At 57.2% G+C, this 14,172-nt stretch carries 13 protein-coding genes and 1 other RNA gene; 5 read left to right on the forward strand and 9 right to left on the reverse strand.

The annotated features are described in order from the left end of the window. Nucleotides 1–108: 108 nt before the first annotated feature. The 3 genes from M2397_RS26295 to M2397_RS26305 form a co-directional block, all read right to left on the reverse strand. The gene (locus M2397_RS26295; RefSeq protein ID WP_259244740.1) at nucleotides 109–1,224 is read right to left on the reverse strand and encodes an HD-GYP domain-containing protein; all 1,116 of its coding nucleotides are present in this window, start codon (nucleotides 1,222–1,224) and stop codon (nucleotides 109–111) included. Between the two features lie 75 nt (nucleotides 1,225–1,299). Beyond that, nucleotides 1,300–2,232: a chemotaxis protein CheV gene (locus tag M2397_RS26300; protein ID WP_145336607.1), complete on the reverse strand. Its 933-nt coding sequence runs from the start codon at nucleotides 2,230–2,232 to the stop codon at nucleotides 1,300–1,302. A gap of 337 nt (nucleotides 2,233–2,569) precedes the next feature. After that, entirely contained in the window at nucleotides 2,570–2,821 is a 252-nt protein-coding gene (locus tag M2397_RS26305) for a DUF6124 family protein (protein WP_167656453.1), read from the reverse strand. A gap of 811 nt (nucleotides 2,822–3,632) precedes the next feature. Between M2397_RS26305 and M2397_RS26310 the strand changes: the two genes are divergently transcribed. Next, nucleotides 3,633–4,766: an MFS transporter gene (locus M2397_RS26310; protein ID WP_259244741.1), complete on the forward strand. Its 1,134-nt coding sequence runs from the start codon at nucleotides 3,633–3,635 to the stop codon at nucleotides 4,764–4,766. Between the two features lie 276 nt (nucleotides 4,767–5,042). On the opposite strand, the gene ssrA is transcribed toward M2397_RS26310, so the two are convergent. The 4 genes from ssrA to M2397_RS26330 form a co-directional block, all read right to left on the reverse strand. Further along, nucleotides 5,043–5,439: a transfer-messenger RNA gene (ssrA, locus tag M2397_RS26315) on the reverse strand. Nucleotides 5,440–5,533: 94 nt separating this feature from the next. After that, nucleotides 5,534–5,812, reverse strand: coding sequence for a hypothetical protein (locus M2397_RS26320; RefSeq protein ID WP_131699389.1), 279 nt, complete (start codon nucleotides 5,810–5,812; stop codon nucleotides 5,534–5,536). A gap of 136 nt (nucleotides 5,813–5,948) precedes the next feature. Further along, entirely contained in the window at nucleotides 5,949–8,759 is a 2,811-nt protein-coding gene (locus M2397_RS26325; RefSeq protein ID WP_259244742.1) for an FAD-binding and (Fe-S)-binding domain-containing protein, read from the reverse strand. A 106-nt stretch (nucleotides 8,760–8,865) separates the two neighbouring features. Beyond that, a complete protein-coding gene (locus M2397_RS26330; protein WP_131699391.1) occupies nucleotides 8,866–10,560 on the reverse strand; it encodes a lactate permease LctP family transporter in 1,695 nt (564 codons plus the stop codon). Between the two features lie 261 nt (nucleotides 10,561–10,821). On the opposite strand from M2397_RS26330, the gene M2397_RS26335 reads away from it, so the two are divergent. Then, on the forward strand, nucleotides 10,822–11,589 hold the full coding sequence (locus tag M2397_RS26335; RefSeq protein ID WP_131699392.1) for an FCD domain-containing protein: 768 nt from the start codon (nucleotides 10,822–10,824) through the stop codon (nucleotides 11,587–11,589). A gap of 36 nt (nucleotides 11,590–11,625) precedes the next feature. Here the strand turns inward: M2397_RS26335 and smpB are convergent, their stop codons facing one another. Further along, nucleotides 11,626–12,108, reverse strand: a complete 483-nt coding sequence (gene smpB / locus M2397_RS26340) for an SsrA-binding protein SmpB (protein WP_003176160.1) — start codon at nucleotides 12,106–12,108, stop codon at nucleotides 11,626–11,628. 168 nt (nucleotides 12,109–12,276) lie between these two features. Here smpB and M2397_RS26345 point away from each other — a divergent pair, with 168 nt between their 5' ends. Then, nucleotides 12,277–12,711, forward strand: coding sequence for a type II toxin-antitoxin system RatA family toxin (locus M2397_RS26345; RefSeq protein WP_005791512.1), 435 nt, complete (start codon nucleotides 12,277–12,279; stop codon nucleotides 12,709–12,711). Next, entirely contained in the window at nucleotides 12,704–13,006 is a 303-nt protein-coding gene (locus M2397_RS26350) for an RnfH family protein (RefSeq protein ID WP_259244743.1), read from the forward strand. The genes M2397_RS26345 and M2397_RS26350 overlap by 8 nt, the downstream gene beginning before the upstream one ends. A gap of 67 nt (nucleotides 13,007–13,073) precedes the next feature. Here the strand turns inward: M2397_RS26350 and M2397_RS26355 are convergent, their stop codons facing one another. Continuing rightward, entirely contained in the window at nucleotides 13,074–13,601 is a 528-nt protein-coding gene (locus tag M2397_RS26355; RefSeq protein WP_131699394.1) for an outer membrane protein assembly factor BamE, read from the reverse strand. Nucleotides 13,602–13,699: 98 nt separating this feature from the next. Between M2397_RS26355 and fur the strand changes: the two genes are divergently transcribed. Next, the gene (gene fur, locus M2397_RS26360; protein WP_010562662.1) at nucleotides 13,700–14,104 is read left to right on the forward strand and encodes a ferric iron uptake transcriptional regulator; all 405 of its coding nucleotides are present in this window, start codon (nucleotides 13,700–13,702) and stop codon (nucleotides 14,102–14,104) included. Nucleotides 14,105–14,172: the final 68 nt, after the last annotated feature.

The following is a 14,172-nucleotide window of genomic DNA, read 5'->3' on the forward strand; positions in this document are numbered from 1 at the left end:
TCGCCAACATCATCGAATGTCGACATTTCGGTACTTTCTTTGCGCAAGGCATAGTGTTTTATCATTGGCTGCTTAGGCATAGACATGCGGTACAGCGCTGGGGATTGCTTAATGCTCTTTGGGCATCTCTTCATCGAGCCATAAACGTTCGGTGTTTTTAAAGCCGTAACGCTGGGTCGGTACTCGCGCGACAATCCGGTCGGGTTGTGCGGGATCACTCAGGTCTATTATTTTCTGTGTGACATAGAGATTTAGAACGGGCAGGAAGAACACTTTTATTTTTGGCGTCAATAAAGAGTCGGGATGTTGTTCTATCACGACGCCGATACTGCCACTTTTCAATTGAACGATAGAGCCGACCGGGTAAATACCCACGGACTTTAAAAACGCGCTGAATACCTCGTCATCAAAATGCCCGTCCCATGTGGACATTTTCTGGATGGCGATGGCCGGGTCCCAGCCCTGGTTGTAGGAGCGGTCCGAGGTGATTGCGTCGTAGACATCGCACACCGCCGCCATCCGGGCCACCAGGCTGATCTGGTCCCCCGCCAACTGATGGGGGTAGCCGGTGCCGTCGACTTTTTCGTGGTGATGCAGGCACACATCCACGACCATTTCGCACATCTGCGAGGCCGCCAGCAGGGTTTTTTCACCTTCCAATGGATGGGTGCGCACCAGCTGCAATTCGTCACTGCTCAGCCGGCCGGGCTTGTTGAGGATGGCGCCCGGTATGGCCATTTTGCCGATGTCGTGCAGCAGCCCGGCCATCCCGACGCGCCGAATCACTGCGGTGGACAGCCCCAATTGATTACCCAAGGCAATCATCAACGCACACACGGCGACCGAATGCATGTAGGTGTAGTCGTCGATGCTTTTCAGGCGTGCCAGGCTGATAAAGGCATCGGGATGGCGGGCGATCGAGCTCGAAATGTCGTCCACCAGTGCACTGATGTGTTCAAGCTCCAGGGCCCGGCCCATGCGGACATGGCCGAACATTTCGACAACGGCGGTCTTGGCGCGGCTACAGATTTCCTGTGCGGCGACCAACTCGTCTTGCATGGATGTTTGGATGACTGGGTTAGCTGGCGCAGCCGCCGTGGCAGGCGCGGCCGGCTGAGCACCGCAGCCCAAGGCGCACGGCGCCTCAGACTTTGCGCCGCCCCGCCAAAATGGCTTTTCCTCGCCGTCAGGCGCCTCAAGGTTGAGCTCATTGCACTTCAACATGGTATGCCCTCTGTTGATGTTTTTGTTATGTGTTTCCCATCAGCCTCCTTGGCTTGAATCTTGTTGTTTTGCGCTTCAGATAGGGCTCGCAGCCTTGATACGCGCGACTACGCGGCCTGCCAGGTCATCCGGGCGAAACTTCGCCAGGAAGTCATCGGCCCCGACTTTCTTGACCATGGCCTGGTTGAAACCGCCCGACAGGGAGGTGTGCAGCACGATATGCAACTTGGCCATGCGCGGGTCGCTGCGGATTTCGGCGGTCAGGGTATAACCGTCCATTTCCGGCATTTCGATGTCTGAAATCATCATCAGGAACTCCTCGTCCGGGTTGCGCCCCTCGTCGAGCATGGCCCGAAGGTAATCCAGCGCCTGGCGGCCATCGTTCAAGGCGACCACCTCGACGCCTACCGTCTCCAGGCAGCGGGTCACCTGTTTACGCGCCACCATCGAGTCATCCACGGTCAGCACACGCAGGTGCCTGGCCTGCTGGGTGACCGCGTCATCCACCACGCCAATGGATATTTCTTCGGATGATGGCGAGATTTCCGTCAGCACCTTTTCCACGTCGATGATTTCGACCAGACGATCATCGGCACGTGTAACGGCCGTCAGGTAATTGTTGTCACCGCTGCCCTTGGGGGGCGGATGAATGTCTTCCCAGTTCAAATTGACGATGTGCTCAACCGCATAGACCAAGAAACCCTGAACGCGGTTGTTGTACTCCGTAAGTATAATAAAGGCGCTTTCTTTATCCGTGATGCCGGGCAGTCCTGTTGCCATCGCGAGGTCTAGAATAGGGATGCAAGCGCCGCGGATATTGGCAACGCCACAAATGTTGTTATTAGACTTTGGTAGTAGAGATAACTTAGGGCAGCGGATAACTTCCCTGACTTTAAAGACGTTGATGCCATACAGCTGGTGGTCATTGAACCGGAATAGCAATAACTCGAGCCTGTTCTGGCCTACCAGTTGTGTACGGCTGTTAACGGATGCCATTACACCTGCCATACACACCCCTTGATTTTGGTTGGAATAGCGTTGATGTCGTAATGACATTAGCATATGTAGGGGAATGTAAAATATATGTGAAATAAAAATAATCGAGAGGTTTATCGTTAAAGCAATAGCGACGCGGATGATTAGCTATTCAGGCGGATGTTTGAAATTAGTTAGTTGGCTAACTTGCTGGTTTGAGTGTTGATAATGATTAAGATTGGAAACCCGTTTGCGGGGGCTTGAAGCACTCGACACGATCGGCCTCGCTGAACGTCAACGACCTGCTCGACAAGAAATACTTCGATGCCATCAAAAGGCCGAGACGCGGAATGCGCCTCGGCCTTTTTGGTTACTGGAATGTTTGCGCGTCTTGGGTGAGTACCAGCACTCGCTCGACCAACAGTTCACCCAGCACGATCAATTGTTGGGCGCCCAGTAACTTGTGACGGTTGGCGCCTTCGAGTTCGAAGGCCAGGTCGGTGGTCATGGCGTTGAGTGAGGCGAGGGTTTCGCTGGCCTGGATCAGCAGGGTTTCGGGGGAGATGTCCTGGGCAAGGGTGAAGAGGGTAGCAGAAGGGGGGTTGGGGGTGATTTTTGTCATGGCTGAAACTCCTTGATTGATGGAGTCGCCAGACATCGCTGCTAAACGAAAAGGGTGGCGACTGAGCGCGGGTTAGCAGACCAGGAATCAAGGAACCCGGCGCACCCGAAAGTGCCCCACGCACAGCCGCCATAACGCGAACCAGCCGACGCGAGAAGCATCGTTGGAACGGAGGGTGGCTTTGCCGGCCTTGATATTAACCGAGCTGCTAAACCCGGTCGCTGATTTTGCAGCGACTGGGGGAGGCTATCCGCGTCAGTCACAGCGCGCCAGTTCATCAAGCGCGCGACATCTTGCGGGAAAATTCCGAAGGCCCGTCCTGCGGTGCCGCCAGCCCCGAGTTGAAAGTGACGACTTCCGAGTTCGCCTAACTTGAGTGCTGTCTTTCTACTGCAACGCCGGTTGTCATGCAGCGCACGTCGTAACTGATAAGGCGGGCGTGCATTGAAGTTCACATGCCCTGGGGTTTTGTGACCCGGCATAATGATTGGAAGACGAACCTGATTGGAGTGCGTCCCTCACTGGAGATAAACCCGGCTTTGGCTTGAGAAGCACAGGCAAGCAGGCGGTTTGGCGACGCTCGCGAACGCTGTCGCCAGTCGGTTAACCTTCAACGTATCTGGACGATGTTTCGGCCTTCGGCTCGCCGAGTATGATGTGTCCGTGGATATCTAACGTAGAAGGTGTCGAACCCACCCGCGCAGCGCCGGCAACGCGAGTGGCTTCACCATGACTCAGCAGTGAACAGGGATGGACATTATCGATGGTCAGCTCAGCCTTGCGGATAGGGTGTGCAGTCAGTGTGCTGTGTATGGCCTCGTTCACGATGGTGACGTCCGAGTTCGCCCCCATTGGTTTGTTGTCGCAGATATCATCCGACCTGGGTCAACCCCCGTCTACCGTCGGGCTGACGGTGACGTTGTACGCATGGATCGGCGCTGCCAGCGGCTTGTTATCCAACTGGCTGAACCGCTGGATTCCGCGCAAGACGCTGCTGATCGCGTTGATGCTGATACTGGCCGTATCCAACGGCCTGGCGGCGTTATCCCCCGAATTTTCGACGTTGCTCGGCGCCCGCGCCGTCGGCGCATTGGCCCATGGTGTGTTCTGGGCAATCGTGGCTGCCACTGCCGCGCATATTGTGCCGCTGCATCGCATGGGGCTAGCCACCTCGATCGTGTTGGGCGGCATAACGATCGCCACGGTCATGGGCGTTCCGTTGATCAATCTGGTGGGCCAATACGATGGCTGGCGCACGGCCTTTGTGTGCCTGGCCTTGATGTGTGTTGCCAGCGCCGGTGCGATAGCACTGGTGCTTCCCAGCATGCAGATTCATTCGCTTGCCAGGGGTGTCGGGTTCGCAGCGGTGCTGCGGCGTAAGGATCTGTTGATCACTTACGTCATTACCGGCCTGACAGCGGCTGCGCATTTTGGTGCCTACACTTTCGTCGAACCGTTTATTGGCCAGGTACCTGGGATTACGGCGTACTTGATTGCTGTCTTGCTGTTCGCCTTCGGGGCCGCAGGTTTCCTCGGCAATCTGCTTAGTGCGCTCTTTATTGATCGCTACTTGAGCGCTTTCATTCTGATAGCGTTGATTGCGATGGCATTGGCCTTCGTGACCCTGGGCATTTACGGTCCTCTTCTGGGCATCGCGCCGGTGGTTATCTTGCTGGTGATCTGGGGGGTGGCCATTTCCGCTTTGTTTACTGGCCTGCAGACCTGGGTGTTGAGGATTGCCGGTGATCACACGGTACCGGCCACGGCAATCCATACCGCTGTACTGAATAGCGCGATCGGGCTGGGTGTGATTATCGGTGGAGGTGCGTTGAATGTGGCCGGATTCAAGGGGGCGATGCTATCGGCCAGCGTGGTTATTGTGCCCGCCATCGTCCTGATGGTTGCCGCAGGCGTTCGCGCTCGGACAGAACCAGTCTTCTCGTGAAGCAGGAGGGGGGGGGATTTCGTTGGCTAATATCTGCATTGATAAGGCTTAGGCGGGCAGATTGCATCATCAAAACGGCCACCAGCCTGCAAGTGGCCACCGGCGTGTGGTTAGGGATCATCCGGGCTATTAAGACCCTGACTGGAATATCACTGGGAGTACCAAATCGCCTGGAACACTAAAAGCCTCGAAAGCCCTCAATGGCCCCGAAACCCTTGTATTTACTGAATTTCAGGCACAAAAAAAGACGTCCGTGGACGTCTTTAGATGTAAAGTTGGTGGAGCCGGGGGGATTTGAACCCCCGTCCGCCAGTACTCCGCTGTCGGTACTACATGCGTAGCCGTTTCTATTAAGTTAACCCTCAGCGACCCGAAGGGCAGGGTGCTTTGGGCGAGTTGTGTAAGTTTTAGCCGCTTCGTCCACAACGTACTGCACGGCGATTCTGTTCTATATGACAATCACTTTGGGTTTACAGACATCCCCTGGTGATTGCTGGACCCGAAGGTACCAGAAGCTCAGGTCTAAGGCTGCTTACGCAGCGATAGCGAATTCCTGGCCGTAGTTTTCGTCATTGGCAACTATAAGTAGTTGCAACAGTGGATTTACGAGTTCTGTTACCAACTCGGCATGCACCTAAAGTTTCGCGACCGGCGTCGAATCCTAAACGGCCCCGTGCTTGTAACTCGTTGTTTCATAGTGAGTGACAAGCCTGTGCAGTGTACGCCAAACGGTCACGGAAGGCCAACCCGAAGGTTGGCCCTATCGTTTATTGGCTGCCTTTGTCGATGTTCTGCAGGTCTTGCAAGGCCTTTGAGGTGATCTCGATGCACTTCTTGTCGTCACCGGCGGCGTGGGCGGCCTTGGCCTGGGAGACGGCTGTGTCTATTTCACCGCTTTTGCCACTGGTGTCGGTGGCGAGCAGCGCTTTACCGTTGTTGATTTTGTCCAGGTTGATCTTGCACAGATCGGGCTCGCCCGCTGCGAAAACAGGGGAGGCCAGCATCGCAGCGGTAATGAACAAGCCAGCAAGAGCGGAACGCTTCATAGGGTATCTCCTTGCGCAAAAGGGCTCGACGCTGCTGGCGTTCAAGGGCTGCCAGCGACATCACTGATGGGCCTCGTTCGTCGAGGCCTATGCAGATGACTACGCCAGCGCGCAGGGGTTCTGTTTTTTTGCGGGGTTAATGGGCGCGGGCCTGGGTCACGCGATCCACGAGGTACACCAATCCGTGATAATCGATGCCGCCATGCTGGCTTAGGCCTATTTCGCAGGTGCGGCTGGTGGAGATGCCCTCGCTGCAATATTGCACCGCATCCTTGAGGGAGCGCAGCGAGTGGGCGTTGAGTTCCGGCGTGGTGAAACCTTTGTCGCCGGCAAATCCGCAGCAGTGAATGCCTTCCGGGATCACCACGGTTTTGGCACAGCGGCGGGCCAGGTCGATCAGGGCCTGGCTTTCTCCCAGGTGTTGGGTGCTGCAGGTGACGTGTACGGCGATCGGCGCTTCTTGCGGTGTGAAATCGAGACGGTCCATCAGGTGCGTGCGGATGAAACGTACTGGGTCGTAGAGGTCCAGGCGCGTTTCGCCAAGGTCTTGCACCAGGCGCAGGGTGCAGGGGCTGGTGTCGCAATAAATCGGGTCCAGGCCGCCGCGGCTGGCATGGAGCAGGGCACCGATCAATTCCTGGCGTTTGTGTTCTGCCTGTTCGGCGTAGCCTTTGGAAGCGAAGGGCTGGCCGCAGCACAGGTTGTCCTGATTGTCGGGAAACACGACCTGGTAACCGGCTTTTTCCAGCAGTGTCTGGGTTTTTTCGTACAGCGACATCTGCTCTTTATCACCGGCCGCCGGGCCCATGGCGCGTGAGACGCAGGCCGCCAGGTAGACCACCCGTGGCCGCTCATCCGTCACTACCGGGCTGAAGCGAATGGCTTTTTCCGGTTGTGGCATGGCGTTGCTCCACTGCGGGATCTGCCCCTTGGAGAGCTTGGTCACGGTGGCCGACAGCTTCGCCAGGCGAGGTGCCCCCAGCAGCATGCGTGCGCCATTGGCTACATGCAGGGTAAAGCGCGCACCTTGCAGTGCCGTGGCGAAATGGGTGGCCAGCCATTCGGCGGTTTTCGTACGGTCGGCGTCACGGCTTCGCAGTTTTTTCACCAAGTCGCCGGTATTGATTCCTACTGGGCAGCGCTGGGCGCATAGGCCGGTAGCGGCACACGTGTCGATGCCCTGATAGTGGTAGGCCGCTTCCAATTCGGAGGTGTCGACGCCGGCGCGTTTTTTCGCCTGTATATCTCGCCAGATTACGATGCGCTGGCGAGGGCTCAACGTCAGGCCTTTCGATGGGCATACCGGTTCACAGAAGCCGCACTCAATGCACTTATCCACAAGCTCGTCGGCTGCAGGCAGCGGCTTGAGGTGCTTGAGGTGAATCTGCGGGTCTTCGCTGAGCACCACGTCCGGGTTGAGAATGCCGTTGGGATCGAGCAGGCGTTTGAGTTGCCACATCAGTTGATAGGCGTCGCTGCCCCATTCCAGCTCGACGAAGGGTGCCATATTGCGGCCGGTGCCGTGCTCGGCCTTCAGCGAGCCGCCGAACTCCACGGCCACCAATTGCGCGACGTCATCCATGAACGCTTGATAGCGTGTGACTTCTTCCGCGCTGTTGAAGCCTTGGGTGAACACAAAGTGCAGATTACCTTCCAGGGCATGTCCGAACAGGATGGCTTCGTCGTAGTGATGTTTGTCGAACAGTTCGATCAAGCGGTTCACGCCAATGGCCAGTTGCTCGACCGGGAAGGTGACGTCTTCGATGATCACCGTGGTGCCGGTTTTGCGTACAGCACCAACGGCGGGGAAGGTGTCCTTGCGGATTGCCCACAGGCGGGCGTTTTCCACCGGGTCTTCGGTGAAGTCGACCTGTTTCTCCACCGGGAAACCGGTCAGCGACGCCATGATCAGCGCCAATTGTTCATGCAGCAATGACGAAGATGCGGCGCGGGATTCAATCAGCAGGGCGCAGGCATTTTCTGATAAGTGCTGTACGAATGCGGGCATGCCCGGTTTGTCCTGCACCGAGCGCATGCTGCGTCGGTCCAGCAGCTCTACGGCCGACACCGGTTGGGTTTTCAGTACGGTGACTGCGTTGCAGCAGGTCTCCACATCCGGAAACACAATCAGCGCCGACGCCTTGTTTGGGTGGTCGATCACGGTGTCGTAGGTGACTGCGCTGATAAACCCGAGGGTACCCTCGGAGCCCACCAATAGATGGCTGAGGATATCCAGCGGATCATCAAAATCCACCAAGGCGTTGAGTGACAGGCCGGTGGTATTTTTCAGACGATATTTGTGGCGTATTTTTGCTGCCAATTCGGCGTTTGCCCGCGTCTCACGACCCAGTGTCGCCAGGCGCTCAAGCAGTGCGCCGTGCTGTTCACGAAACGCCGTAACGCTGGTCGAGTCTTCTGTATCGAGGCGACTGCCATCGGCCAGGACCAGACGAATCCCGGCCAGGGTGTGGTAGGTGTTCTGTGCCGTACCGCAGCACATGCCACTGGCGTTGTTGGCTACGATACCGCCGATTTTGCAGGCGTTGATCGACGCCGGGTCTGGGCCGATCTTGCGCCCGAATGGCGCCAGCCAGGTGTTAGCCTGTGCGCCGATTACGCCGGGTTGCAGGCGGATCTGAGTGCCTTGCCCGCGAATCTCGCGGCCGTTCCAATTGTCCCCCAGCACGATCAGCACCGAGTCGCTTATCGCTTGTCCGGACAGGCTGGTGCCGGCCGCGCGGAAGGTCACCGGCACGCGGTCGCGTTGGGCCGTTTTCAGCAGCGCCACCACTTCGTCTTCTGACTCCACGCGGATCACCAGCTGTGGAACCAGTCGGTAAAAGCTGGCATCGGTGCCGAATGCGAGGGTGGACAGTGGATCGTCGAAACGCCGATCTTTTGGGATCAACTGTGCGACGTCAGCAAGGAAAGCGGCAGGCAGACTCATTGGTCCTCCAGGATCAGCACCCCCCTGGGCGCCGTATTGACACGATTGCGCAAAGCCGACGCCGAGGTTACAACCCGGCGTCGGTTATGACCCTATTGCTACGGCTTTAGTGCACCAGCATGCCGGTAAACCAGTAGGCCTGGGCCAGGGTGATCAGCCCGACTATCGTGGCGAAGAACAGGCTGTGCTTGAGGGTGAAGCGGAACAGGTCGGATTCTTTGCCCACCAGTCCGGTAGCGGCGCAGGCCACGGCGATCGATTGCGGCGAGATCATTTTGCCGGTCACGCCACCGCTGGTGTTTGCAGCGACCAGAAGCGTGTCGTTGACGCCGATCTGGTGCGCTGTGGTGGCTTGCAACGAACTGAACAGGGCGTTGGAGGATGTGTCGGAGCCTGTCAGGAAAACCCCCAGCCAGCCGAGGAAAGGCGAGAAGAATGGGAAGGCTGCGCCGGTGCCGGCCAATACCAGCGCCATGGTCGAAGACATGCCGGAGTAATTGGTGACAAAGGCGAATGCCAGCACCATGCCGATAGACAGGATCGGCCAACGCAACTCGTAGAACGTCTCTTTTAAGGTGGTAAGACCAATCTTGGCGTTGATTTTCAGTACCAGCATCGAGATCAGTGCGGAGAAGAAAATCGCGGTACCAGTCGCTGAGATCGGGTCCAGCTTGAATATCGCCGGAATCGCAGTCGGGTTGGTCACGATGGGTGCAACCTTGATCACCATTTGATCCAGGTGGGGGATCGCGAAGTTGAATACCCAGCTGTACATCGAGCCGCCTGCGGCGAACATCGCCTTGAACGGTTTGAGGGTCCAGATGGTGACCAGTACGGTGAGGATCAGGAACGGTGACCAGGCCTTGAAAATCTGCCCCAGGCTGTAAGGTGAGGCGACGGTGCTGCGCGGCAGGCCGAAGCCGCCGGCGCTGGCGGTAATCGCTACGTCGGAAGTGGCGCCGGCAATCTGCGCGCCCGCGGTGCGTTTGGGTTGCCAGATTTTCAGGAACAGAGTCAGAGAGATCAGGCTGGCCAGGGCCGAGGTGATGTCCGGCAGTTCCGGGCCGATGAAGTTGGACGTGAAGTACTGCGTAATGGCAAAGCTCAGGCCCGCGACCAGCGCCGCCGGCCAGGTTTCGCGAACACCACGCAGGCCATCCATCATGAATACCAGCCAGAACGGCACGAACAGCGAGAGCAGCGGCAGCTGGCGACCGGTCATGGCGCCGATCTTGAAAGCATCGATTCCGGTCACTTGCCCTGCCACGATGATTGGAATTCCCAGGGCCCCGAAGGCGACGGGCGCGGTATTGGCAATCAGGCACAGGCCGGCTGCGTACAATGGGTTGAAGCCCAGGCCTACCAGTAGTGCGGCGGTAATTGCCACGGGCGCGCCGAAACCGGCGGCACCTTCCAGGAATGCGCCGAAGCAGAAACCGATCAACAGCACCTGCAGGCGCTGGTCATCGGTGATCGACAGGACAGAGCTGCGGATGATCTCGAACTGGCCGCTCTTGACGGTGAGTTTGTAGAGAAACACCGCCGCGACAATGATCCAGGCAATAGGCCACAGGCCATAGGCAAAACCGTAACCGGCAGCGGCCAGCGCCATGTCCACTGGCATCTGGAAGGCAAAGATCGCCACCAGTATCGATAACGCCAGGGTGATGCTGCCGGCCACGTGGCCTTTGAGGCGAAACACGGCCAGCGCCAGGAAGAAGAACACGATCGGAATAACGGCGGCCAATGCGGACAGGCCGAGGCTGCCGAGCGGGCTGTAGAGCTGTTGCCAGGTTTGCATATGGGGTGGCCCCTAATTGTTGTTGGTCAGGCACTTCATAGTCGATTTGGATAATTGGTAATACCAATTTACAATCGCTGATGGCTAGGTTAAAAGCCTTCTGAAGATGTGTCAATTTGCCGCTCGCGAAACTTTGGTCGTAGGTCGGTGGGCGAGATGATCTGGCTGGGTGAGTCGAAGCGGTTCTGATAGGTGCTGGAAGGGCGGCGATAGGCCAGAATAGAGGGCCCGGCGAGTGGTCGGGATGATGGAGAGCGAGTTATGGGGTTTGATCAGGTGCGTCAGCGCCGTTTGTCTGACGATATTGTCGAGCAGCTTGAGGGGATGATCCTTGAGGGCACGCTGAAGTCGGGTGAACGCTTGCCGGCCGAGCGCGCTTTGGCTGAGCAGTTTGGTGTGTCGCGTCCTTCATTGCGGGAGGCGATTCAGAAACTCGCGGCCAAGGGCTTGTTGGTGAGCCGTCAGGGTGGGGGCAATTATGTTGCCGAGTCACTGGGCTCGACGTTCAGCGACCCGCTGTTGCACCTGTTGGAAAACAATCCCGAGGCCCAGCGTGACCTGCTGGAGTTTCGTCAGACCCTTGAAGCGTCCTGTGCTTATTACGCAGCATTGCGAGCTACTGAGGTCGACCGTGAGCGGCTGACCGCTGCATTCGACGCGCTACAGGATTGCTATACCCGCGTAGATGAAGTGAGTCGAGTCGAGGAGGGTGCTGCGGATGCGAGGTTCCATCTGGCTATTGCGGAGGCCAGTCATAACGCGGTGTTGTTGCACACCATTCGCGGTTTGTTCGACCTGCTCAAGCGTAACGTGGTGACCAACATTGGTGGCATGTATCAGCAGCGTACAGAGACCCGTGACATGCTGATCAGCCAGCACCGGGAACTGTACCTGGCGATTATTGAGGGGCGGGCCGAGCAGGCGAGAGACGTCTCGACACGTCACCTGGAGTACGTGCAGGAAGTGTTGGAGGAAGTGCGTCAGGAGGTTCAGCGCGTGGCGCGTGCGGAACGGCGCAAGGGGATGTAGCCGGGGGGAAGTCCCGAGGCTACATAGTTACAAGGATTATTCTTCCTTGCCCTTGTTGCGCACGGCGCGGTGCAGTTCGCGGTTGGAATCGCGTTCGCGCTCTGTATCACGCTTATCGTATTCCTTCTTGCCCTTGCCCAGTGCGATCTCGCACTTGACCAGATGCTTGCTCCAATACCAGGACAGGCAGATACAGGCGTAGCCTTTCTGTTGTACGGCTGCGGCGAGCTTTTCCAGTTCGCGGGCATTGAGCAATAGTTTGCGCGTGCGCACCGGGTCGGCAATCACGTGGGTGCTCGCGGTTGTCAACGGGGTGATATGACTGCCGAGCAGCCATGCCTCGCCATCCTTGAGCAATACGTAGCTGTCGACCAGTTGCAACTTGCTGGCACGCAGACTCTTTACTTCCCAGCCGGCCAGGACCAGACCAGCCTCGAACCGATGTTCGATGAAGTAATCGTGTCGCGCTTTTTTATTTTGCGCGATGGTCCCTGTGGGGTGTTTCTTTTGTTTAGCCATAGGGGCGGCATTATAGGGAGTTGCGAGCGTGTCGGCTACGGTCAACCTGCGTGCTTGAGCGTGTTGGTCGAATCCCGGACAATACGGGCAGTTCTTTGGTTTTTTTCTTTCGCGGATCCGACTGTTCTTTCGCGATGTTTGCCGCTCAGCTGTGGAAATCACGCACACATGACGACGCATATTCAACGTTCGGCCCTGCTGCCCTATCCGGCGCAGGCGCTCTATGATCTGGTCAACGACGTGGCGCGTTACCCGGAATTCCTGCCTTGGTGTTCAACTGCCGAGGTGCTGGAAAGCAGTGATGAGCATATGGTTGCCAGTGTCGGGGTGGCGAAAGGCGGACTCAGTCAGCACTTCGTTACGCGTAATGTACTGGTGCCGGGCAAGTCCATTGAGATGAATCTGCAGGAAGGGCCGTTTACCCAGCTGCATGGTGTGTGGGTGTTCAAGGCGCTTACCGACAAGGCGTGCAAGATCAGCCTGGACCTGTCGTTTGATTACGCTGGGCCGATTGTGCGGGCGACATTGGGGCCGTTGTTCAATCAGGCGGCCAATACCCTGGTGGATGCATTCTGCCAGCGAGCCAAGCAGCTGCATGGTTGAGATTGAGGTGGTATATGCCGCCGAGGATCGCCAGGTTTTGCTGGCGTTGACGGTGGCTTCGGGAACCAGTTTGCGCGCGGCAGTGCAGTTGTCAGGGATGGCTGTGCAGTTTCCTGAGCTGGATCTGGCTGATTGCCCTTTGGGGGTATTCGGTAGGGTCGTCACGGATGCTGAGGTGCGTCCCGTACAATCGGGCGATCGCATTGAAATCTATCGGCCCTTGCTTGTGGATCCTAAAGAAGTGCGCAGACTGCGTGCGGCCAAGGCGGCGTTGGCAAAGCGGCAGAATCCATAGGCTGGCTGAACGACAGGACAGGTAACAAAAAGCCCGGCATGCCGGGCTTTTTATATGCGCCACAATGTTACTGCGGGCTGGTGTCCAGAGGCTGGGGCGTCGGGACAGGGACCGTTTCGACCCCGTCGACGTCTTTCTGGATCTTGTCGAGCAAGGAGCCTGGCTTGGCTGGTACTTCGGACTTCGGCTTCTCGCTTTCCTGCACAGGTGCAGTCACATTCGCGCCGTTATCGTTGCCGAGCAGTGCTTGATCGCGGCTTACGCCTGGCATGAAATCACCCGACAGGCTGACAAGCTGGTCATTGCCATTGAAAATGACGCTGACGCGCTCCTGTTGGCGTTCACCGCCACCAGGTTGCAGGCTATAGAGATAATCCCAGCGATCGGCGTGAAAAGTGTCGGTCAGCAGGGGATTGCCCATAATAAACCGTACTTGCCGTCGGGTCATTCCCGGGCGTAACTGGTCTATCATGTCCTGCGTGACGACATTGCCCTGCTGGATGTCGATTTTGTAAACCCCGGGGAATGAACAACCGGCGAGTGCGAGCAGTCCCACAAGGGTGAAACTGGTTAGCAAGAGCTTGGTGTTTTGCATCGGTGGGCGACTTCCACTATCTTGGCTGGGACAACGTAAACGCCGATCATACCCGTATTAAGAGAAGCTGCGAAGCAGCATCCGCGAGAAAGCTAACCATGGTTGAAAATAGCGAACTACGCAAAGCCGGTCTTAAAGTGACTCTGCCACGAGTCAAGATTCTACAAATGCTCGATTCTGCTGAGCAGCGCCACATGAGTGCCGAGGATGTTTACAAGGCGCTGATGGAGTCTAACGAGGACGTCGGCCTGGCCACGGTTTACCGTGTACTGACCCAGTTTGAAGCCGCAGGGCTGGTGGTTCGTCATAATTTCGACGGCGGTCATGCAGTGTTCGAATTGGCTGACGGTGGTCATCACGATCACATGGTTGACCTGGATACCAATGAGGTTATCGAGTTCACCAGCCCTGCAATCGAAAAGCTCCAGCACGAAATTGCTGAGGAGCATGGATTCGATTTGGTCGACCACAATCTCGTGTTGTACATCCGTAAGAAAAAGTAAAAACGACGCAGAATTGCTCTGCGAAACGATCGAAGGCGACCCTAGGGTCGCCTTCGTGCTTTCTATAA

The organism is Pseudomonas sp. BIGb0381 (genome assembly GCF_024809815.1).
Taxonomy (GTDB): domain Bacteria; phylum Pseudomonadota; class Gammaproteobacteria; order Pseudomonadales; family Pseudomonadaceae; genus Aquipseudomonas.

Excerpts from the sequence above, each read along its gene's own strand:
- M2397_RS26350 (WP_259244743.1), top strand. The coding sequence starts at position 12,704 with ATGGTTGAGATTGAGGTGGTATATGCCGCCGAGGATCGCCAGGTTTTG.
- M2397_RS26320 (WP_131699389.1), bottom strand. The coding sequence starts at position 5,812 with ATGAAGCGTTCCGCTCTTGCTGGCTTGTTCATTACCGCTGCGATGCTG.
- M2397_RS26310 (WP_259244741.1), top strand. The coding sequence starts at position 3,633 with ATGGCCTCGTTCACGATGGTGACGTCCGAGTTCGCCCCCATTGGTTTG.
- M2397_RS26300 (WP_145336607.1), bottom strand. The coding sequence starts at position 2,232 with ATGGCAGGTGTAATGGCATCCGTTAACAGCCGTACACAACTGGTAGGC.
- M2397_RS26345 (WP_005791512.1), top strand. The coding sequence starts at position 12,277 with ATGACGACGCATATTCAACGTTCGGCCCTGCTGCCCTATCCGGCGCAG.
- M2397_RS26335 (WP_131699392.1), top strand. The coding sequence starts at position 10,822 with ATGGGGTTTGATCAGGTGCGTCAGCGCCGTTTGTCTGACGATATTGTC.
- fur (WP_010562662.1), top strand. The coding sequence starts at position 13,700 with ATGGTTGAAAATAGCGAACTACGCAAAGCCGGTCTTAAAGTGACTCTG.
- M2397_RS26330 (WP_131699391.1), bottom strand. The coding sequence starts at position 10,560 with ATGCAAACCTGGCAACAGCTCTACAGCCCGCTCGGCAGCCTCGGCCTG.
- smpB (WP_003176160.1), bottom strand. The coding sequence starts at position 12,108 with ATGGCTAAACAAAAGAAACACCCCACAGGGACCATCGCGCAAAATAAA.
- M2397_RS26325 (WP_259244742.1), bottom strand. The coding sequence starts at position 8,759 with ATGAGTCTGCCTGCCGCTTTCCTTGCTGACGTCGCACAGTTGATCCCA.
- M2397_RS26295 (WP_259244740.1), bottom strand. The coding sequence starts at position 1,224 with ATGTTGAAGTGCAATGAGCTCAACCTTGAGGCGCCTGACGGCGAGGAA.
- M2397_RS26305 (WP_167656453.1), bottom strand. The coding sequence starts at position 2,821 with ATGACAAAAATCACCCCCAACCCCCCTTCTGCTACCCTCTTCACCCTT.
- M2397_RS26355 (WP_131699394.1), bottom strand. The coding sequence starts at position 13,601 with ATGCAAAACACCAAGCTCTTGCTAACCAGTTTCACCCTTGTGGGACTG.